Raw genomic sequence first — 21,308 nt, 5'->3', positions numbered from 1 at the left:
CTTGCGCTCCATCAGAGGATTATTTATGAGCACTTCTCCAAGGGTTCCGTGTGATATCAAAGACCCGCAACTGGCCGATCGAGGGAAACGGCGCATGGAGTGGGCAAACCAGCAAATGCGGGTGCTCCAACTTATCCGGAAGAGATTTATCAAGGAAGCTCCGCTCCGCAACGTGCGCATTGCCGCCTGTCTCCACGTTACTTCGGAGACAGCGAATCTGGCCGTCACCTTGCGCGACGGCGGCGCGGAGTTGGTCCTCTGCGCCTCGAATCCCTTGAGCACCCAGGATGACGTGGCGGCGTCGCTGGTCCGTGATTTTGGCATCCCCGTCTATGCCATCAAGGGCGAAGACAACGCCACCTACTACGCTCACCTCAACGCTGCCCTCGACCACAAGCCTCATATTACGATGGACGACGGAGCCGACCTGGTCACCACCGCGCTGACGAAGCGAAGCGAGCTTGCTCAAGAGATTCTGGGCAGCACCGAGGAGACAACGACCGGCGTGATTCGACTCCGCGCCATGGAAAAAGACAGGCTGCTGCGCTTCCCGGTGATCGCCGTCAACGACGCCCAAACCAAGCACCTTTTTGATAATCGTTTTGGCACCGGCCAATCCACCCTCGATGGCATCATCCGCGCTACCAATCTTCTGATTTCCGGTTTGAATGTGGTGGTCGCCGGCTACGGTTGGTGCGGCAAGGGCGTCGCCATGCGAGCGCGCGGCCTGGGCGCGAACGTGATCGTCGCGGAGGTCGATCCCTTGCGCGCTCTCGAGGCAGTCATGGAAGGCTACCGGGTGATGCCGATGGCCGAGGCAGCGAAGGTCGGCGACATCTTCATCACCGTCACCGGTAACAAGACCGTCATCGCCGGAGAGCATTTTCAGCAGATGAAGGACGGCGCGGTGCTGTGCAACTCCGGGCACTTTAATGTGGAGATTGATATTCCGGCGCTCGAAAGACTGGCCGGGACCAAGCGGCTGGCTCGGGATTACGTGGATGAGTACCTGCTAAAAGATGGCCGCAAGATCTATTTGCTGGGGGAAGGCCGGCTCATCAACCTGGTGAGCGCCGAAGGCCACCCGGCTTCCGTCATGGACATGAGCTTTGCCAACCAGGCGCTCTCCGCCGAGTTTCTGGTGAAGAACGCAGGCAAGCTGGAAAAGAAGGTCTATCGCGTCCCCGAGGAGATTGACCGGACGATTGCCCGGCTCAAGCTCGATTCCGTGGGAGTGTTCATCGACAAACTCACGCCCGACCAGGAAGAGTACCTTGCCTCCTGGTCCGAGGGTACCTAACCGAAATTCGAAATTCGAAACACGAAACTCGGGTCTCGTATTTCGCTTTTCCAGTTTCGAATTTCGTCTTTTCTCATGATGCACGACTGGGCCAACTCCGCACTCGATACCGCTCTAGCCCGAGGCGCGTCCTACGCGGACGTGCGGGTGGTGGACGTCCACAGTCGAGACCTGACAACCAAAGGCGGGGCGGTCGGCACACTCCACGCGTCGGAGTCCATGGGTCTGGGCATCCGGGTGATTGCCAACGGCGCCTGGGGCTTTGCTGCCACCGACCGGCTGGCTCGCGAATCCATTGAGGCCACCGCCGCGACGGCCGTGGCCATCGCACGCGCGAGCGCTACGCTAAAAAAACACGATCTGGTGCTAGCGCCGGTTGAGAAGGTCGAGGCAGAGTGGCATTCCCCTTGCCAGTCGGACCCTTTCGCCATCTCGATTGATGCGCAACTGAACCTCCTGCTCCAGGCCGACGAGGAAATGCGCAGGGTGCCCGGCGTCACGCTTGCGGAAACATTGATGAGCTTTCGGCGGATGGATCAGCTCTTTGCCTCCACCATCGGCTCGCGGATTCGGCAGGTCAAGACCGCGTCGGGCGTCGGCATCGTGGCGAACTCTTTTGACGCGCATGAGCTTCAGAGACGGTCCTACCCGAACTCGCTCGGTGGCGCATGGGCGCTGGGCGGCTATGAGCTGGTCGAAAAAGCAAATGTGCTGGCCCACGCCCGGCGGGTGGGCGAGGAAGCAGTGGCGCTTCACAAGGCGATCCGCTGCCCGGAAGGGAAGCGCGACATTATCCTTGACAGTTCGCAGCTTGCTCTCCAGATCCACGAATCCATCGGCCACCCGATCGAACTCGACCGCGTGCTCGGCATGGAAGCCAACTTTGCGGGCACCAGCTTCCTGACGCTCGATAAGCTCGACCAGCTTGCCTACGGCTCCCCGATCGTGAACGTGGTGGCGGATGCCCGTCTGGAACATGGCCCGGCGCTCGGCACGTTCGCCTATGACGACGAGGGCGTAGCCGCGCAGCGCACCGACATCATCAAGAATGGTCTCTTCGTCGGGTACATCACGTCGCGCGAGACGGCGCCGGCGCTTGGTCAGAACTATTCCAACGGAACGATGCGCGCCGAAAGCTGGAATCGCATCCCCCTCATCCGCATGACGAACATCAGCCTGCTGCCGGGGCAAGGCCGGCTCGATGATTTGATGGCTGACACTCGAGACGGCATCTACATGGAGACCAACCGGAGCTGGTCCATTGATGACCGCCGTTATCACTTTCAATTCGGGACGGAAATAGGTTGGGAGATCAAGAATGGCAAGCGCGGCCGGATGATCAAGAATCCCTCCTACAGCGGAATCACCACCGAATTTTGGAATGCTTGCGATGCGATTTCCGGGCCGGAAGAGTGGGTCCTTTGGTCCACTCCGAATTGCGGTAAAGGCCAGCCGATGCAAACCATCGGGACCGGACACGGCGCGGCTCCTGCCCGCTTCCGCGACATTCAGGTCGGCGTAGCCAATGTTAAATAAGGAGCAGTGCCAGGAGCTTTTCGAGAAAGTGCGGCGGTTCAGCGCTGCCGATGAGACCGAGGTGCTGATCGAGGGCGGCCGGTCGGCGTTGACTCGCTTTGCCAACAACACCATCCACCAGAACGCGGCGGAGGAGGGCTTGACCATTTCCGTCCGATGCGTTGTGGATGGCCGCATGGCGCGGGCATCGACCAACAAGACGGATGATGATTCCTTGCGGCGTGCTGCCGAACAAGCGCTTCAGATGGCTCGCCAGCAGCCCCCGAATCCGGAACTGCTGCCTATGGTCGGACCAGAAAGCCACACCGGCGTGGAACGCTACGATCCGGCCACCGCTCTCCTGACGCCGGAGGATCGCGCTCGCGCGGCGGGAAACGCGATCCGAACAGCCGAGCAACACAAACAGACCGCGGCCGGCATCTTCTCGAATTCTTCCGTCTTTCAGGCCCTGGTGAACTCCCGCGGCCTCTTTGCCTATCATTGTCAGACGCATGCCGAATTTTCCATAACGATGCTGGACCAGACGAGCACTGGTTGGGCCAAGGCAAGCTCGCCGGCGGCAGATCGGATTGACGTTCGCGCGCTGGCCGAAGGTGCTTCGGAAAAAGCCCTGCGCTCGGCCACGCCGCGCGAAATTCAGCCGGGCGAATATACCGTGATCCTGGAACCGGCTGCCGTACTCGACCTGGTGGGCTTTCTCTTCTACGACTTTTCCGCCACCGCCCTTCAGGACAAGCGAAGCTGTTTTTTGGAACGGCTGGGCAAGAAGCTTTTTGCCGATTGCATCACGCTCTGGGATGATGTCTATCATCCCTTGCAGACGGGCGCGCCCTTTGACGGCGAGGGCTTGCCGCGCGAACGCGTCTTGCTGGTTGACCGCGGCACGCCCAAGAATTTGGTCTATGCGCGCCAGACGGCCAGGAAATGCAACGCCCGCCCCACCGGCCATGGCCTGCCGTTGCCTAGTGAATGGGGCGAAGCACCGCTCAACCTTGTTTTCGAGGGCGGCTCCCACGCACTCGAGCAGATGATCCTTTCCACCGATCGCGGCATCCTGGTCACCCGCCTGTGGTACATCCGCGAAGTCGATCCCTATGAAAAAGTCCTGACCGGCATGACCCGCGATGGAACGTTCCTGGTCGAGAATGGAAAGATGGTCGGAGGCATCCGCAACTTGCGCTTCAATCAAAGCGTGCTGAAGATGCTGGCCAACGCAGAAATGGTTGGCCCGGCGGTGCGCGCTTCAGGCGAAGAAGCGTTCGACATGGTTGTGCCGGCCATGAAGGTCCGCAACTTCCACTTCACTGAAGTCACGAAGTTTTAGAGGCTGGAAGCCAGAGGCTAGAAGCGGAAGATGCAAAGTCTCTAGCTTCCAGCCTACGGCCTCCTGCGTTTGATTCCGTCATGGAGCGACGCACCTTGAGCGCGAACGCGGGCGCAGAGGCCGAGACTCCTTTGCTGAGAACGAGCGACGGCGCGCCAGGGACTTTTGCGCTCAAGGCAGAAATCGAAACGAGCGGATCACTCTCGTCACGATGGCCTGGTCGAATTCGTTCGGATCAAGGCTGCGCGAGACTCCCATGATCGTATAGAGGATGCCATCCCGGGCCAGGTAAACCGCCTCGCCCTTCCAAAGAGCATCATCCACGTTGCCTTGAAAGCGCCGGAGGATTCCCTTGGCGCCTGCCAGCGCGGTAGCCGTCTCCTGGAGCTTGAGATAGTTCGCGTAGGTGTCCAGCAAGCTTTTTTCGGCGGCCGCTGCCTCCGAGGCAACGCTGCCGTGCAGGGAAGTGCGAGCAATCACCAGCAAAGCGGATTCGTCGCTCTTGCCCAGGGCAGCGATGGCCGCCGGCCAAACACGCGGCGCACCTTCCAACACTCGCCAGCTTGGCGGTTTGTAGAGCTCAAATTGGAACGTTTCGTTCTTGTAGGTTGTTCCCTCTACGCGCTCGATGATCTGTGGCGCGGGTAGCGAATCGGCCGTGGGGTCGGCGACCGGCAATGCTCTCGCCGGAAGCGCCCGCGGGCTGGGCAGCGCGGGCAAATCCACCCGCGGTTTTGCGGGCGCAATCAGCTTGGCCGAGGTGAGCGGAGCCAAGGGTGGCCGTTTGGGAGGCTCGGGTTTGACGGCCGGCAGGGTGATAGCCGGCAGGATCGCTGACCGGGAAGGTTCTGGCGATGGCATCGGTTTGGTCGCCGCATCTTCGCCGACGGCGATGGCGGCCACCGCCTCTTTCCGCACAAAGGCTGTGCCCCAGCTTGTGAGGACTTTGAATTGACCGTTTTCCAGACCCACCAACGTACCGCGAATCAGGCTACCGTCCTTTAGCCGCAATTCGTCAGCCGACACCACGAGCGATGTCAGGAGGAGCAGGGCAGCGAGGAGGGCTGGGGTCGGGGCGTTTCGCTTTCGACGCGCCGATGTACCCATCGGCCAAAGTATCCCACTGAGGCGGCTGGATTGTAAAGAGCGGATGTTTCCTTTCGGTCATCGGCAGCGAGTTCGAAAATCGAAAAGCGAAAATCGTGTTTGGTATCCGTTTTTCGAATTTCAAGTTTCGTTTTTCGGATTTTTTATAGCTGCACGGCTTCAAGTTTCTCGCAGTTCAATTGTCCGTCCGGCTCGACCCGCCCGGTGACCCGCAAGATGCGCGTTTCAAATACCCAGCGACCGTAGCGCTCATAGGCTTCCGGAAACATCACCACCTCGAACGTTCCGCGCTGGTCTTCGAGCGTGACAAACATCATGTTGCGATAGGTCTTAGTGGGAACATGGCGATAGGTGATGAGCCATCCGAGCGCGCGCACTCGCCGGCCGGCGTGCTTCGGCAAATCCGTGCTCCAAAGCTCTCCGTTACGCGCAATCAAGTCAAGCGGGTGGCCGCTCACAAAGACTTCGAGGATTTCCCCCTCGGCTGCCAGGCGCTGCTCGCGCGAATAGTCCGGCAGCCGGGGCACGGCGTCAGGCTCGGCGAGAGGCCGTGTCATGCCGCCAAAAAGCTCTTGCTCGGTCTCCGTGCGGCTCCGCTCGGCCTTTTTGAAAATAAGATTGAGCAACCAGAGGAGTTCGGGACGGCTCGATGGTTTTGAGCTCCGGTTGCTTGTTCTATCTCCAAGCCCTGAAACCCCTGTCTCCCCGAGCCCCAGGATTGCTTGTTGTGCCCCGAGGCACGCGCCTCGGGGCTCAGCGGAGGACAAAAAGCAATCCATCGCGCCGCAGCGGATGAGCGCCTCCGCTTCAGCGTATTCCACCGGCACCCGCCGCAGAAAATCTTCGAGCGAATCAAATGGCCGCTCCCTTCGCGCCGAAAGAATCGCCTGCATTGTCTTGGCGCTGAGGTTCTTCACTTGCATCAGTCCGATGCGCAGGCAATGCGAAAGGCAAAGGTTCTCTTTGTTTCCTTTACCTCCTGCGCTTTCCCCGTCACTTTCCGCTGTGTATTCGATCTGCGATTGATGGATGCACGGCAGCAGCACCTTGAGTCCCCAGCGCTTTGCCTCTTCCACGTAAGCGGAGACGTGATAGAAACCGGCGCCGGAGCTGCACATGGCAGCGAGCAGTTCGGCGGGATAGTGCGCCTTGAGATAAGCAATGCGGTAGGAGATGTCGGCGTAGGTGGCGGCGTGGGCTTTGCAAAAGCCAAAGCCGGCGAATTTCTCCACCGCCCGCCAGACCTCTTCGCGCTGTTCGAGCGGGATGCCCATCCGCTCCGCCGATTTCAGGAATTTGGCGCGGAGCTTTGCCCGTTCGCGCGGCGCTGAGACTTTATGCAGCGGCTTGCGAAGCAAATCGGCTTCCTGAAGGGTCAATGCGCCAATTTCTTGCGCCAGCCGCAGCACCTGCTCCTGATAAATGCAGATGCCGAGCGTCTCGCGCAAGATCGGCTCGGCCTTCGGGTGCGGATAGCGCACGGGTTCCCGGCCGCGAAAACGCCTGAGAAAGGCTTCTTTGGAGCCGTATTCCGACGCGCCCGGGCGAATCAGCGCCAGCGCCAGGCAGACGTCGTCAATCGAGTCGGCGCCAATATTCCGCAGGAGTTGCCGCATCCCGGGCGATTCGATTTGAAACAGCCCCATCGTGCGCCCCTGCCCAATCATGTCCCAGGTGAGCCGGTCGTCCTCCGGCAGGCGATCAATATCAATCTTTTTGCCGTGGTTCTCTTCGATGTAGCGCAAGGCAAAGGAAAGCGTGGTGAGCCCGCGCTGGCCGAGCAGGTCCATCTTGATCAAGCCGAGCGCTTCGATGGCGTTCATGTCGTACTGCGTGACCACGATTCCTTTGGTCGCCACCTCCAGCGGCGTCCAATCGGTGAGCGGCGTGGGCGTAATCACCGTGCCGCAAGGATGAATGCCCAGGTGGCGCGGGAAATTGTCCAGCCGCAGCGCTACCTGAAGGATGGTTCGGTAGGGTTCCTCGTCCACCGGCAGCGAGCGGCACTCGGGTAGAACGCGAATCGCTTCGAGCATCTCGGACACCGGCCGATGTGGCAGGCGGCGAGTAAAGGGATTCACTTCTTGCGGGCTGAGACCAAACACTTTTGCCACCTCGCGCACCGCCAGCCGCGCTTGCATCGTGATGAAGCTCGAAACCATTGCCACGCGGCCGTCACTCGCCGCGCCCGAATCGGGCACGGCCGCCGGGCTGTATTTCTTGTAAACGTAATCCAGGACGTCGTCGCGGCGCAGGCCCTCGATATCCAGATCAATGTCCGGGCAATCGCCGCGCTCGTCGTTCAGGAAGCGCTCAAAGTAAAGTCCATAGCGCAGCGGGCAGATGCGGGTGATGCCGAGGCAGTAGGCGACGATCGAGGAGGCGGCCGAGCCGCGCCCGACGGAAGGAATCCCTTTTTCGCGGGCGTGGCGGACAATGTCCCAGACGATGAGGAAATAGGGCGCAAGGTTCAGGCGATCAATGATCTTCAATTCGCGTTCGAGCCGCGCCAGGACCGGCGGCGTCAATGGCCGGTAACGCTCGCGGGCGCCGTCAAAGCAAAGCTTCCAGAGATAGGAAAAGGCGGTTTCGCCCGGCGGCAACTCGAAGCGAGGGAAGACCAGCTTGCCCAGCTCGAGTTCCACGTCGCACTGATCGGCAATGTCCATCGTGGCCCGCAGCGCATCGGGGAATTCCAGGAATGCCCGGCGCATGTCCGCTTCGCTGCGAAAGTGGGCTTCGGCGCTCGTGATCTCCGGCGGCGTAATCTTGGAAAGAAGCGTTCCCACGCGGATCGCGTTCAAAACTTTGTGATAGAGGAAATCTTCCGGCGCCAGGAAATAGACGCCGTTCGTCGCCGCGAGGCGCATGCCCGCCTGCGGGGCGAGCTTGGCGGCAGCGCGCAGACGGTGGCGGCTCGGAGCGTCATTGTGGTTCCAGACTTCGAAGTAGAACGCTTCGGCGAATATCTCCCGCAGCACGGAGGCGGATCGAAGCCGGCGGCCGAGCACAATCAAGCCGGCACGGTGATGGTTCAATTCTTCGAGCGTGACCGGGCGGTCCTCCAGTTGACGCAGGGTCGTGAGGCGGCAAAGGTTGCGGTAGCCTTCGTGGTTCGCCGCGAGCAGCACCAGCGTTCCTTCCGCTACTCCGGCGGCTGCGTTTGCATTACGAGTTTCGAAACTCGATCCCGGGACTTCGGGACGAAACTCGATGTCCAGTACAGTGCCGAGGATGGGCTTCACGCCCGCTTCCCGCGCCCGCTGGTAGAAGGGAATCGCCGCGTACATGCCGTTCGTGTCGGTCAACGCGACCGCCGGCATCTCCATCCGCGCCGCTGCTTCGATCAATTCTTCCGGCGACGGCACGCCCCGGAGGAAGGAGTAGTGGCTGTGACAGTGAAGATGGACAAACATCGGAATTCGAAAACCGACACTCGAAACTCGAAAACAGGAGCCGCTCGTGCGGGCGGCTCGGGTGTTGGTAAGGTGTGAACTTTCACCGTGAAAGGCACGGCGTCGAGAGCACGAGGCCAAAGCGCTCGGTCGAGTAGTGCTCGCGCAGGGCGAAGCCGTTGCCGTAAAACAAAGCATTCCAGCCAAATTTCTTGCGCACGTTGTCCACGCCGCGGCTCAGATACCAGCGGCGATTCCGGTTTTTGTCGAACAGGTTGTTTTGCAAACTCTCCGGCTCGAGGTTCGCCACGCCGACGCCGACAAAGCGGATGGCCACGCGGCGGGTATAGAGCGCATGGAAAATTTTCATGGCTGTTTCGAGCAGACTCTTTTCGTCGTTGGTGGGCGGCTGGAGCGAGGTGGAACGGGCGGCGTCGCCGAAATCGGTGTAGCGGATGCGGACGGCAAGCGTTCGCGCCTGGCGGCTGAACCCGCGCAGGGTCGAGGCCACCCGCTCGGCGAGGTACTCGATCAGCCCGAGCAGAAAATCGAGATCAATGGTGCCGCCCTCGATGGTGGTTTCGCGCGAAATGGATTTGGGCATTGTGGGCGCCGTCACCTCGCGCGGGTCCATGCCGCGGGCGCGATCATAAAGCTGGCTGCCGATGGCTTCGCCGAAGGTGGCGATGAGCAACGGGCGCGGCACCCGGCGCAATTCGCCGATGGTGCGAATCCCGCGCTCTTTCAAAACCTGCTCGTGGCTGTGGCCGATGCCGAAGAGTTTTTCAATGGGCAGCGGGGCGAGGAACTCGTCTTCGGTGCCCGGCGGGACAATGTGGAAGCCGCGCGGGCGGCGCAGGCGCGAGGCAATGGCAGCGACCATCTTGCTCGTGGCGGTGCCGACCGAGACGCTGAGGCCGAGATTTTCCTGGATGTGTTGCTGCAACGCGCGCAGCTTGCCGGAGAAGTCCGGGTAGAGCCGGTCGGTGCCGGTGAAATCGAGATAGAAATCGTCGAGCGCCGATTGCTCGACCGCCGGCGTGAAATCCAGCAGGATCGTTCGGATGCGCTCGGCATAGTCCGCGTAATGCTCGTAACGGCCGTCCACCAGGATGGCTTGCGGGCAAAGCTCGCGGGCGCGGCGAATCGTCATAGCCGTCTTAACGCCCAGCGCTTTGGCTTCATAGCTCGCCGAGGCCACCACGCCCCGGCCGACTAGAACTGGTCTTCCGCGCAGAGCCGGGTTCAGCACCTGCTCGACCGACGCGAAAAAGGCGTCCACGTCCACGTGCACGATTTTCGGCATGACCCCCCAGGCAGGTGTCCTTCGGCTCCGCTCAGGACAAGCCTGGGGGCTCAGGGCAGGTGCCTGAGGGCTCAGTGCAGGTGCGTGGGGGCACGGGGGCTGGCGGGCTGACCCGCTTGCCTCGACACCTCCCAGAGGGAAACGTTCCATCGCTCCCCCAGGCGGGTGCCCTTCGGCTCCGCTCAGGACAAGCCTGGGGGCTCGGCGCAGATGCGTGGGGGTTCTGGAGAGCGAGCCTGAGGATGAATCCCCCAGGCGGGTGTCCCTCGGCTCCGCTCGGGACAAGCCTGGGGGCTTGGGGGAGTGAATTCGGGGAGTAGCGCTGCTGATCGAAGGCATAGACACTTCCTGATGTCAAGGCTGGAAAGGCAATGGCTGGAAGGGCTTGTGGGCGGGAGGGGAAGATAGAACAGGAGGCAGGGGAGTGACCTTTTGCGCCCCGATCAGTCGGGGTAAGTTTGCCTCTCTCCCTACCTCCTATTCTTGCCTCCAGCCAGGGATAGCATAGGCGAATAAAAAGCGAAAGTCAAGAGGTACTTCTTCTGGTCCTTTTGCGCCGGTGCCAGGTCAATACTCAACCGCAGCGCTGAAGACCGCTAGGTTTGAGGTTCCGTTTCCTGTCCAGCCGAGCCTCACGGTTTTTTCCGTCGAGACGATGCCGATGTAATCGCCGAGGAAGGGCCGTGACAGTCCGGCTGGGACCTGCGCATTGCCGTCAATCGGAGTATCCGTCACGCGGACGTTCGTGAAGGAAAGGCCGCCATCGGTGGAAAAAGCGTAGTAGATGTGTAAGAGTGTGTTGTTGGGGTCGTCGCGGCGGTCGTAAAAGACCACGTCCACGCGCCCATTGGGTGCAACTGTCATCCAGCCAAAGACCTGATCCTTGCCGTTGCCAAACGCGTCGTTGTTGACGCGCACGGGCAGGCTCCAAGTCTGTCCGTTGTCGTCCGAAAACTGGCAATAGATGTCGTTATCGCCGCTGGCGTAGTTGCCATACGCCACATACACGCGCCCCGTGTTGTTGTCCACGGCAACACTCGGTTGCTCCGTGCTGCGCCAGCCGCTATTGGGAAGGAACTTCGGGGCGGGCACGATGTCGGCGACCTTTACTGTCGGCTGGAAGCTGGCCCCGCCGTCGTCGGAGCGCGCCACGTAGATGATCTGCTCGTTCCAGATACTCGGATTCTTCCAGCCGCCGAAGGTAGCGTAGATGCTTCCGTCGCGCGCTCCCGTCGCCGAAACATCGAAGATTTCCGCGTCGTGGCGATCGGAAATCACGACCGGCGGCGTGAACACCATGGCGCCCGTCGCGGCAGGATCCACGCACTTGGAGAATACGGAAATAGCCTTCAGCCCCCAACCGAAAAACTGAGACCAGGCCGTGTAAAGCTGGCCATCATTGATGCCACCGGAATTGTCAACCTTCATCAAAGGGTGATCGTGCACGCGGTTGAGCCGGACGCCGCGGATGACAGTAAAGGGGCCCTCCACCGTCCTGCCGAAGTCGCGCGACCTGTAGACAAATACCCCGCCGGAAGCGCCTTGCCCGGTTGCGTCATACGCCAAGACGCCGATGTACGCATTGCCGAAGCGATCAAAATCCACCGAGGGATCGGCAGCGAAATCCCACTCTCCTCCGGTGGGTGTCGTCAGGTTGGGAAGGGCTTCGTTGACTGTCCAGGTTTTGCCTCCGTCCAGAGTGAAGGCCCAGCCCACAGAGTTGGCAGGTGAAAAATCATTGAAAGCCACGAGGATGTTTTTTGGATTAAGAGGATTGATCGCAATCGAGATTTCATTGTCGCCGAAAGGATCATCCGTGACTTGCTGAATCGGACCGATGCGGGGCACTCGCCTGTCCGCATGGACGGGCTGCTCCATCAAGATCAGAGGCGAAGCAACAAGCATCGCGAAAAGTGCAAACGCGAAAATCCGTTTCATAGAGCCTCCTTGTCGCCTCGGGTTTCCCGAGACCAGCCAACACGATTCCTTGCGCGACCAACTGAGAGTTAATTCAACCGATGGAACTGCGGTGCCGACGACCGCCCGTGGGCGTCTATCCTAGCAGGTGAGCACAGGAAAGGGAACCATGAACTACCATTGGCGGTCGCGGCGCGATTCGTGCGGTAACAGGCTGCCTGGTACTCAGAAAAGGCAAATCCTTTCCGATGTCCCGAACGGCAGACTGTTCATAGCCGCCTATCGCAAAAAGATGTACCCAATTGCTTTGTAAATGAGTTTGGCGGCGAGGAAGTCGGAAGCGTGGTCGCCGGGCTGAGGAAGCAATTCGACGACATCCATGGAGACAATCTTCCTTTTGCGGGCAACTTCGCGGATGAGGGAAGTGACCTGGTGCCAGTTCAAGCCGCCGGGCTCGGGTGTGCCGGTGGCGGGCACATAGGATGGATCGAATCCGTCGAGATCCACCGTCAGATAGACATTTTCTGTCAGGGATGCCACGACATGCGGCACCCACTCTTCCGGCGGCCGGTGAGCGATGTCTTTTGCCCAGAAAATTTTGGTCGGTAACCGGGGAATGATTTCCGCTTCTTCCGAAGAGATGGCGCGGATGCCGACCTGGACAGCGGGGCAGATTTCCACGACCCGGCGCATGGCGCAGGCATGGCTCCACTTGCTCTCCTGATACGTGTCGCGCAGATCGGCATGGGCGTCAATCTGGAGCACCGAAAGATGGGGAAATTTCTTGGCGCAGGCGGCGACGGCCGGCGCGGTGATCGAGTGTTCGCCGCCGAGCATCACGAAGCATTTTCCATCGGATAGAAACTGCAAGGCGGCAGTGTGCAGGTCGGCTATGACTTTTTCGAGGGGTGCTTCTTGCGTGGGCAGCGGCGCGGCCGTGGCAATGCCGCCGATCTTTTCGAAAATCTCGCAGCCCAGTTCGTCGTCGTATGTCTCCATGTTCCGCGAGGCGTCAATGATGGCCCCGGGCCCCCGGCTGGTGCCGTGTTTGTAGGTTGTGGTTCGCTCGAACGGCACCGGCCAGACGACGACCCGCGCCGTTTCATAGCGCGAGTGTTCTGCGGGCAAGTCGCCGAAGTTAGGCGGCGGATTGATCGTTTGCTGTTTGCCGGGTTGGCCGACGATTTCCATGGAGCAAAGTCTGATTGCTGCCGGTGCGCAATGTTTTGTACTATCTCGGCGTATTGCGCGCCGGGGCCGTTTGGTTTTTGGTCCCGCAGGGCGGGGCGAGCCGACCCCGCATACCTTACATTCGAGGAGAGCGAATGGCAAAGAAAATTGCGCGACGCCTGCACGACCCCATCAAGGATAAGCTCGCCCCCATTTATCCGCTCGACCTTTCGCGCCTTCATTCCATCGATGATCTGGTGCGGGCGATGGGGCGGACCGCGTTCACGGCGCGGCAGGTGGGCGATGCCGCCGACGTCCTGGAAGCGATGGTGCGCGACCGAGAGTGTTTCGTTGTCTTGACGCTTTCCGGCGCCATGACCGTGGCCAAGATGGGCCTGGTCATCTGCGATTTGATCGACTCCGGAGCGGTGCAGGCGATCGTCTCCACGGGCGCGCTGATGGCGCACGGCCTGGTCGAGGCCACCGGGCGCTCGCACTTTCGTTATGACGAAAAGATGAACGACGCGGAACTTTTCCTGGCAGGTTACAACCGCGTTTACGACTCGCTCGAGCCTGAGGTCAACTTGGATCATGTGGAGAAAGTGTTGCAGGCGATTTTCCGCCGATGGGATCCAAATGAGGCGGTGTGTAGCTGGAAGTTGAATCACCGGATTGGCGAGTACCTTGCCCGGGCCCCGTACCGCATGGGTACGGGGCGGGCCGGCGGCAAGCGAGGCATTCTCCGTTCCGCGTACGAGCGAGGTGTGCCGGTCTTCGTGCCCGCCTTCACCGACTCAGAACTTGGCATCGATTTCGCTCTCGAAATGCGCGAGCGGGAACGCAGCGGGCAAGTCAAGCTGCGTTATGACCCGTTCGAGGATTTCGACTACTTCGCCACAACGCTGGCGCGGCAAAAGCGCCTGGGGATTTTCACGATCGGTGGCGGCGTTCCGCGCAATTGGTCGCAGCAGTTCGGCGTGTACATTGAGCTGCTCGTCCGCCGCGGGTTGGTGAAGATGCCGCTGAAGCGCTACCGCTACGGAGTGCGCATCTGTCCCGAGCCGGCCCACTGGGGCGGGCTTTCCGGAAGCACGTACTCGGAGGCCATTTCCTGGGGAAAATTCATTCCGGCGGAAGAAGGTGGGCGGTTTGCCGAGGTGCTGGAAGACGCGACCGTGGCGCTGCCGCTCGTGGCGGGTTCCGTGCTCGAACGCCTAGGTTACTTCCGCGGAAGCGCGGGGCGTCGCCGGAGACATTCCAAGACTCGAAGGTAGCCGCGTTTCCGCTCGTCTCTTCGCTTATCGCCGCTACTCAGCCCGCCCGGTGCCAGCCAGCCCCGTCATTCTAGAGCGGGCACATCGGGTTCAAACGGCGCTAAGCTTCGCCGATGAGCACGGCGCAAGCGAGCACGGTGGTCCAGAAGCCCCGCTTGTCGCCGACAGCGGACTGGGTGACGTTCATCGTGCGGACAATTTTGTTGGAGATGCGATAGATCTCCTTCTTTTCATCCCAGTTGAGGTCGGAGTCAAATTCGACGTTAAGGGTGGTGGCGAGCATTTCGGCTGCCAGTTCTTCCGCATAGTCGCCGGCCACGTCTTCCGGCTCGCCGAACGAATGGTGCTCGGAGAGATAGCCATACATGGATTTGTCCGCCGGGAGCGCCACGCCGATGGAGGCGGCAATCAGGCGGTGCGGCTCGCGGCTGGCGTTTTCGCTCAGGACGGAGAAGATGACCTCGCCGGGGCTGAGTAATTTGAGGCCTTCGGTACGCGATATCAGCTTGCAATGCGGCGGGAAGATACTCGAGACGCGGACAAGATTGCACGCGGCAATGCCGGCCGAACGCAGCGCCAGCTCAAAGCTTGAAAGTCGCTCGCGGTGTTTTCCGACGCCCTTGGTCAGGAAAATTTTCTTGGGTACAAACATATTTCGCGTTGCGAGACTCTTTGCCTCCGGATGCAGACAAATTTCAAGGAAGAAGGGCGACGGGCCCGATGACGCTTTTCCGAGGAAACGAATAGCAGAAAAAAACTCCAGCGTCAATTCCTTTCGCCACTTCTTGCCTGCTCCGCGGCCTCGCAGACTATTGACGAACGCAAGAGGATGGGCTATGTTCGGCGGTTAAAATTCCCGCCGGCCAATTGACCGAGGAGAAGGCGAATGGATCCGAAAAGTGTTTTGGAATTCGCGCAGAAGAACAACGCCAAGATCGTGGACATACGATTCACCGACCTGCCGGGGTTGTGGCATCACATTTCCTTCCCGATTCACCAGCTTACTGAGAAATCCTTCGAAGACGGGTTCGGGATTGACGGCTCGTCAATTCGCGGTTGGGCGGCTATTCACGAGTCGGATATGCTGCTCGTGCCCGATCCCACCTGGCACCTGATGGATCCCTTCCGCGACACCCCGACGCTGTGCATGATCGGGGACATCATTGATCCGGTGACGAAGCAGAACTACCCCCGCGACCCGCGCTACATTGCTCGCAAAGCGGAGGCGTACCTCAGCTATTCGGGAATTGCCGATACGGCCTACTTCGGCGCCGAAGCTGAGTTCTTCATTTTTGACAGCATTCGGTTTGACCAGCGCGAGCAGCACGGCTTTTATTTCATTGATGCCGAGGAAGGCCGGTGGAACTCCGGGCGCGAGGGGCACAACCTCGGCTACCGTCCTCGTTACAAGGAGGGCTACTTCCCGGTGCCGCCGACGGACCATTATCAGGACTTGCGCAGCGAGATGACGCTGATGATGGAGCAGTGCGGCCTTGAGGTCGAATGCCACCACCACGAGGTAGCCACCGGCGGCCAAACCGAGATCGACTTGAAGTTCGGCAAGCTCCTCCGTTCCGCCGACAACATGATGCTCTACAAATACATTGCCCGCAACGTGGCGGCTCAATACGGCAAGACCGTCACCTTCATGCCCAAGCCGCTTTTCCAAGATAACGGTTCCGGCATGCACACCCACCAATCGTTGTGGTTCAAGGAGAAGCCGCTCTTTGCCGGCGACCGGTATGCCGGGCTGAGCCAGATGGCTTTGTGGTACATCGGCGGTTTGCTCAAACACGCTCCCGCCATGGCCGCTCTGGTTGCGCCGACGACCAATTCCTACAAGCGCCTGGTGCCCGGGTTCGAAGCGCCGGTGAATCTGGCTTATTCCCGCCGCAATCGCTCAGCCGCGTGCCGGATTCCGATGTATTCGGTGAGTCCCAAGGCCAAGCGGGTCGAGTTTCGCCCGCCGGATCCTTCCTGCAATCCCTATCTTGCTTTTTCGGGGATGTTGCTGGCCGGCCTCGACGGCATCGAGAACAAGATCGATCCGGGAGAGCCGCTCGACAAGGATATCTACGACCTGAGCCCGGAGGAGCTGAAAAATGTGCCGTCGCTGCCGGGCTCACTCGAAGAATCGCTGCGAGCCCTGGAGAAGGATCACCAGTTCCTGCTCAAAGGCGACGTGTTCACTGAGGAAGTCATCGAACTGTGGATCGACTACAAGATGAAAAACGAAGTGAACGCGATGCGCATGCGGCCGCATCCGTACGAGTTTGCCCTGTACTACGACATCTAGTTCCGGTTCCGGAAGCGGTGGCCGGCAGCCCGCCGTTTGGTTTATCCCGCTGGCAAGCGCGCCTTGTGGCCGGAGACAAGCGCCGCAGTTCGCTCTCCTCCCGACGCGGCGGTTGGCAACCTGTCCTGACTCGCTTTGAACGCAGCCGATTCCCGCCCATGTTCGCGTGCCTTGTGATATAAAAAGGCCGAGGAAGCGGGAAGCCCATGGACGCGGCTTTCACGGGTATTGCTTTTGTCGAACCGAAGCGCGCTGAAACCAACCTTGCCCTTTTGCAGCAGCGCCTGCCGACGCCGCTCTACGCCGCTCTCCCGACGCAGCTTTCTCAGGTTCCGGATCCCGATGGTGCGCTCAATTTCCTGGAACGCTTCTCGGTAAGCTGCGCGGTGGAAGTCACTGAATACCTCAACCGCTTTCCCGCCGCCCTCCACTATTTGCTTTTGCTCTTCAGCCACTCGCGCTTCCTGTCAGAGACCCTGATCCAGCAGCCGGCAGTGATCCAGTGGCTGCATCGCGACCGGAACCTGGGGCGAAGCAAATCCCGTGAAGACCTGCTGGAGGAGCTGGCTCGCTTTGAAGCAACTTCGTTTGAGGACGACCCGTCGGTGCGTCTGGCGCGCTTCAAGCGTCGGGAATACCTCCGCATCACGCTGAAAGATGTGCTGGGCGTGTCCACACTGGCGGAATGCACCGCCGAACTGAGCACGTTGGCCGATGTGCTGCTCGAGAAAGCGTTGCGGTTCGCCCTTCAGCGCCTTCAAGCCGAATACGGCGCGCCGCAATCGCTCGATAACCAGGGCCGGCGCATCGAGGCACAGCTTGCGATCCTCTCGCTCGGCAAACTCGGCGGGGTGGAGCTGAACTACAACTCCGATATTGACCTGCTCTTTCTCTACAGCCATGAAGGCACGACCAGCGGCGTCGGGGCGGAGCCGAGTCGTATTGCCAATTCTGAGTTCTTTGTTCGTCTTGCCCACGCCGTTCTCAAGTTGATCACGGCGTTTACTTCGGAAGGGGCGGTCTTTCGGGTGGACCTTCGTCTTCGGCCGCAGGGCCAGGAGGGTGACATTGCGGTGAGCGTGCCGGTAGCGTTGGACTACTACCGCACGCGCGGCCGCGAGTGGGAGCAGCAAATGCTCATCAAGACGCGCTGGTCGGCTGGCGACCCGGCCACGGCGCGGGAATTTCTCCAGCAGGTTTTGCCGCTGGTCTATCAGCACGAACCGAACCTGGCTGCGGTGGAGGCAGTTCTTAATGCCCGCGAAGAAATCTCGCGCCAGCAAGTTCGTCCCGCAACTTCGGGACGCAAGAAACGCCTGCCGATCAACGTCAAGCTTGACCGCGGCGGGATCCGGGACATTGAATTTCTGGCCCAATGTTTGCAGCGGCTTTATGGCGGCAAGGACCCCTGGCTCCGCTCGGGCAGCACCCTTTTTGCGCTCCAGAGGCTTCATGACAAGGGCTATCTCACCGGGCGAGACTACTTTCGCCTGGCCACCGCCTACGAGTTCCTCCGCGATGTCGAGCACCGGCTACAACTCGTGCTCGGGCAACAAACCCACACACTTCCCACGGAAAAGCGGGAATTGGAATTGCTCGCCCGGCGCAGCAGCCCAGTGGGAGGCGGGGGAGGCGGCCAGGCGCTCGCCGACCACTTTGTGTACCGGCTTCGGCAGCACCTGACCGAGGTCCGGGAAATCTACGAGAGGATCCTGCACGAAGAAACACCGTCCGCCGCAGCCGATCTGAGGATCCGGGAACCTTCCGCCTCCTCCCTAGCTCCTCCGGAGAGCCTGTATGCCGGCGTGTTCGCGACCCTGCGGGAGAAGAGGCCGGCCCTGGCGAGCGCCATTGATTCGCTGGAGCTGAGCGACCAGGGACGGCGACGTCTTCGCCGGGCGCTCGCCGCAGTGGTTGAAAATGAGTCGGCTCTGAACCAGATGGACGCTCACCGCAAGCTTATTCCGAAGTTGATTCCGATTTTTGCGCTGAGTGATTGGGCGACGGACCTGGCTGCCCGCCATCCAAGAGAGATTTGCCATTTCCTGGCCGGTTGTGCTGGATCCACTTTTGTCCAGGCAGCACGTCCGGAGGAAAGGGTTGCCGAATGTTCTCTTCCGGCACGCCTCTCGGCGCTGCGGGCCGATTACCGCGCAGCGCTCACTCATTTCGGCGCGGCATCCATCGCCGGGCATATGTCATTGTGGAAGACACTGGAGGGAATCTCGCGCGCGGCGGAACGCGCCTTGACCGAGGCGTGGGAGCTCGTCCTGCTGGAAAAATTCGAATGCGATGTCAACCCGGAGGGGCAACCCTTCGCCTGCCTCGCGCTCGGCCGGCTCGGCACGCAGGAAATGGACATTGGCTCCGACGCTGATCTTGTTTTTGTGGCTGCCGAGGACCTCTCGGCTGAGGAACGGGATGGGTGGCGACGCTTGGCTGAACGGTTCGTTCATCTTTTGAGCAGCCATACCCGCGAGGGCACGGTGCTCTCGGTGGATGCGCGGCTTCGCCCCGGAGGCGGACAAGGCGACCTGGTGCAACCGGCAAGCTATCTCCGCCAATATTTCAGCCGCGAGGCGCAGGCCTGGGAAGCGGCTACCTATCTGAAGGCGCGACCCGTCGCGGGCAATCGCCAGCTCGGCGAAGCGGTGGTGCAAGAGGTACAGGGCATTTTGCTCGACCGGTTCAGCAACGATCCCGGCCTGGCAGCGTCGCTCGGTCAAATACGGGAGCGGCTGGAGCAGGAAATTGCTGGCGATCCAAAACAGCCCAATTTCAAGACTGGCGTGGGCGGCTTCTATGACGTGGACTATGCGCTCGCGTTTTCCGGGTTGCGGTCCAAAGCAACGCCAGGGGCGAGAAATACCCTTGAGCAGATCAGGGCGCTCGAAGAGGCAGGTGCGCTCGCTGCTGAGGACGCCGCCGGGCTTCGCGGGGCAGCCACTTTCTTTCGCAGCCTGGATCATGCCATTCGACTTGCGACCGGTCGGGCCCACGATACTCTCCCCGAACGGCCCCACTTGCCGGCGGTGGCTGAAATGCTTACCCGGTGGCAGGGGAAGTCCATTTCCGCCGCGTCGTTGACGGACAGGCTTCTGGAACACCAGCGCATCGCCCGCCAGCTCTATCAAAAGCTCGTGCGGTGAGACCGCGTGACGGATACGTTTTCTCGGAAGGAAGCTGCTGATAAAGAGGACGAGCCAGATCCTGCGTTTGCCCCGTCAGAACCAGAAAAAGGTGCCCATAGCGCGCCAGCTTGCCGGTGATCAAGAAGTTGTTCTTGACGTGGTCGTAGCCACAGCGTTGCTGCTGCTATCAGTGGACTGCTGTACGAACTTGGAGCCACTCGCGGGTTCTCCAGTCTCTGGTTCCCCCAGGCGAGGTCAGACCGCTCGAAGAAAGCGTGCCCAAAAGCCGCCTTCGAATACCTGCGCAGTTGGTTGAAAGACCGAAGCATGAGCTGGTTCAATCGTGTGCGCCAAAACCACAAGTTCTGGCACACTACGTAGAGATTAAGTAAAAGTTTCAACAACGAATCTTCAGAGCGCAGCGCGGCGCGGTTCCTTGCTTTGCTCCTGAGCGAATGTTATTCTAAATACGTCAAGTGACTTTGCCGCTCCACATCGTGTCCTGAAGCGTTGTCTTCTCGTTGAGGGGAAAGATGGGCCGTTCGCTCGCCTACAAAATCATCGAAGAACATCTTGTGGAAGGCAAAATGGAGCCGGGGGCCGAGATCGCTCTCCGGGTGGACCAAACGCTCACCCAGGACGCCACCGGAACGATGGCCTATTTGCAATTTGAGGCGATGGGCATCCCGCGGGTGCGCACCAAGCTTTCGGTCAGCTACGTGGATCACAACATGTTGCAGACCGGGTTTGAGAATGCCGATGACCACCGCTTCCTTCAGACGATTGCGGCCAAATACGGCATTCACTTTTCCCGGCCGGGAAACGGCATCTGTCACCAGGTTCACCTGGAGCGTTTCAGCTCGCCGGGGCAAACGCTGCTCGGCTCGGACAGCCATACGCCGACGAGCGGTGGCGCCGGCATGCTGGCCATCGGCGCGGGGGGACTCGACGTGGCCGTGGCCATGGGCGGCGGGCCGTTCTACACCACCATGCCCAAGATTCTCGGTGTCCGGCTGAAGGGCAAGCTCCAGCCCTGGGTTTCCGGCAAGGATATCATCCTCGAAATGCTGCGCCGGCTCACCGTGAAAGGCGGCGTGGGAAAGATTATCGAATACTTTGGCGAGGGTGTTGTCTCGCTGAGCGTTCCTGAACGCTCGACGATTACGAACATGGGTGCCGAGCTGGGCGCTACCACTTCCATTTTTCCCAGCGATGACTTGACACGCGCGTATTTGCGCGCGCAAGGGAGAGACAAGGTTTGGAAGCCCCTGGCGCCGGACCCGGACGCTACCTACGATGAGCTTATCGAGCTTGATCTGAATGCTCTGGAGCCGCTCATCGCCCAACCCCACAGCCCGGACAACGTTGTGAAGGTGCGCGATGTCGAGGGCACAAGAGTGGATCAGGTGTGTGTCGGAAGCTGTACGAATTCATCGTTCCGCGATTTGATGGTCGTTGGGAAAGTTCTGAAAGGTAAAATCGTCCACCCCCACGTCAGCCTGACCGTCACGCCGGGCTCGCGTCAAGTGTACGAGATGGTAAGCCAGGCGAG

Annotated in this window: 13 protein-coding genes; 7 read left to right on the top strand and 6 right to left on the bottom strand. The window is 60.5% G+C overall.

Going from position 1 to position 21,308, the window contains the following annotated elements:
• Positions 1 to 25 precede the first annotated feature (25 nt).
• From ahcY to VIH17_07340, 3 genes are all read left to right on the top strand, one after another.
• Entirely contained in the window at positions 26 to 1,300 is a 1,275-nt protein-coding gene (gene ahcY, locus VIH17_07350; GenBank protein HEY4683051.1) for an adenosylhomocysteinase, read from the top strand.
• Positions 1,301 to 1,375: 75 nt separating this feature from the next.
• A complete protein-coding gene (locus VIH17_07345; protein ID HEY4683050.1) occupies positions 1,376 to 2,836 on the top strand; it encodes a TldD/PmbA family protein in 1,461 nt (486 codons plus the stop codon).
• The gene (locus tag VIH17_07340; protein HEY4683049.1) at positions 2,826 to 4,160 is read left to right on the top strand and encodes a TldD/PmbA family protein; all 1,335 of its coding nucleotides are present in this window, start codon (positions 2,826 to 2,828) and stop codon (positions 4,158 to 4,160) included. Before VIH17_07345 ends, VIH17_07340 begins: the two co-directional genes overlap by 11 nt.
• A 171-nt stretch (positions 4,161 to 4,331) precedes the next feature.
• Here the strand turns inward: VIH17_07340 and VIH17_07335 are convergent, their stop codons facing one another.
• The 5 genes from VIH17_07335 to speB all read right to left on the bottom strand — a co-directional run bounded on the left by VIH17_07335 (position 4,332) and on the right by speB (position 13,076).
• Positions 4,332 to 5,267 carry a hypothetical protein gene (locus VIH17_07335; GenBank protein HEY4683048.1) on the bottom strand — a complete coding sequence of 312 codons (936 nt, stop codon included), beginning with the start codon at positions 5,265 to 5,267 and terminating at the stop codon, positions 4,332 to 4,334.
• Positions 5,268 to 5,410: 143 nt separating this feature from the next.
• Entirely contained in the window at positions 5,411 to 8,683 is a 3,273-nt protein-coding gene (locus VIH17_07330) for a DNA polymerase III subunit alpha (protein ID HEY4683047.1), read from the bottom strand.
• Between the two features lie 82 nt (positions 8,684 to 8,765).
• On the bottom strand, positions 8,766 to 9,968 hold the full coding sequence (gene dinB, locus VIH17_07325; GenBank protein HEY4683046.1) for a DNA polymerase IV: 1,203 nt from the start codon (positions 9,966 to 9,968) through the stop codon (positions 8,766 to 8,768).
• A 567-nt stretch (positions 9,969 to 10,535) separates the two neighbouring features.
• Positions 10,536 to 11,906, bottom strand: a complete 1,371-nt coding sequence (locus VIH17_07320; GenBank protein ID HEY4683045.1) for a sialidase family protein — start codon at positions 11,904 to 11,906, stop codon at positions 10,536 to 10,538.
• Between the two features lie 258 nt (positions 11,907 to 12,164).
• Positions 12,165 to 13,076 carry an agmatinase gene (gene speB / locus VIH17_07315; protein ID HEY4683044.1) on the bottom strand — a complete coding sequence of 304 codons (912 nt, stop codon included), beginning with the start codon at positions 13,074 to 13,076 and terminating at the stop codon, positions 12,165 to 12,167.
• Between the two features lie 134 nt (positions 13,077 to 13,210).
• Between speB and VIH17_07310 the strand changes: the two genes are divergently transcribed.
• Positions 13,211 to 14,329, top strand: a complete 1,119-nt coding sequence (locus tag VIH17_07310; protein ID HEY4683043.1) for a deoxyhypusine synthase family protein — start codon at positions 13,211 to 13,213, stop codon at positions 14,327 to 14,329.
• A gap of 100 nt (positions 14,330 to 14,429) precedes the next feature.
• On the opposite strand, the gene VIH17_07305 is transcribed toward VIH17_07310, so the two are convergent.
• Positions 14,430 to 14,981 (bottom strand): arginine decarboxylase, pyruvoyl-dependent, encoded by a 552-nt coding sequence (locus tag VIH17_07305; protein ID HEY4683042.1) that lies wholly within the window; start codon positions 14,979 to 14,981, stop codon positions 14,430 to 14,432.
• 234 nt (positions 14,982 to 15,215) lie between these two features.
• Here VIH17_07305 and glnA point away from each other — a divergent pair, with 234 nt between their 5' ends.
• The 3 genes from glnA to VIH17_07290 all read left to right on the top strand — a co-directional run.
• On the top strand, positions 15,216 to 16,625 hold the full coding sequence (glnA, locus tag VIH17_07300; protein ID HEY4683041.1) for a type I glutamate--ammonia ligase: 1,410 nt from the start codon (positions 15,216 to 15,218) through the stop codon (positions 16,623 to 16,625).
• Positions 16,626 to 16,831: 206 nt separating this feature from the next.
• Entirely contained in the window at positions 16,832 to 19,774 is a 2,943-nt protein-coding gene (locus VIH17_07295) for a hypothetical protein (protein HEY4683040.1), read from the top strand.
• A gap of 515 nt (positions 19,775 to 20,289) precedes the next feature.
• A partial coding sequence (locus VIH17_07290) for an aconitase family protein (protein HEY4683039.1) occupies positions 20,290 to 21,308 on the top strand: 1,019 nt, incomplete at its 3' end.

The sequence above is a fragment of the Candidatus Acidiferrales bacterium genome, assembly GCA_036514995.1.
Classification (GTDB): domain Bacteria; phylum Acidobacteriota; class Terriglobia; order Acidiferrales; family DATBWB01; genus DATBWB01.
Note: the sequence above shows the minus strand (reverse complement) of the source record. Positions and strands in the feature narration are given on the sequence as shown.

Coding starts and splice junctions, on each gene's coding strand:
- ahcY (HEY4683051.1), top strand. CDS start 26: ATGAGCACTTCTCCAAGGGTTCCGTGTGATATCAAAGACCCGCAACTG.
- VIH17_07345 (HEY4683050.1), top strand. CDS start 1,376: ATGATGCACGACTGGGCCAACTCCGCACTCGATACCGCTCTAGCCCGA.
- VIH17_07340 (HEY4683049.1), top strand. CDS start 2,826: ATGTTAAATAAGGAGCAGTGCCAGGAGCTTTTCGAGAAAGTGCGGCGG.
- VIH17_07335 (HEY4683048.1), bottom strand. CDS start 5,267: ATGGGTACATCGGCGCGTCGAAAGCGAAACGCCCCGACCCCAGCCCTC.
- VIH17_07330 (HEY4683047.1), bottom strand. CDS start 8,683: ATGTTTGTCCATCTTCACTGTCACAGCCACTACTCCTTCCTCCGGGGC.
- dinB (HEY4683046.1), bottom strand. CDS start 9,968: ATGCCGAAAATCGTGCACGTGGACGTGGACGCCTTTTTCGCGTCGGTC.
- VIH17_07320 (HEY4683045.1), bottom strand. CDS start 11,906: ATGAAACGGATTTTCGCGTTTGCACTTTTCGCGATGCTTGTTGCTTCG.
- speB (HEY4683044.1), bottom strand. CDS start 13,076: ATGGAAATCGTCGGCCAACCCGGCAAACAGCAAACGATCAATCCGCCG.
- VIH17_07310 (HEY4683043.1), top strand. CDS start 13,211: ATGGCAAAGAAAATTGCGCGACGCCTGCACGACCCCATCAAGGATAAG.
- VIH17_07305 (HEY4683042.1), bottom strand. CDS start 14,981: ATGTTTGTACCCAAGAAAATTTTCCTGACCAAGGGCGTCGGAAAACAC.
- glnA (HEY4683041.1), top strand. CDS start 15,216: ATGGATCCGAAAAGTGTTTTGGAATTCGCGCAGAAGAACAACGCCAAG.
- VIH17_07295 (HEY4683040.1), top strand. CDS start 16,832: ATGGACGCGGCTTTCACGGGTATTGCTTTTGTCGAACCGAAGCGCGCT.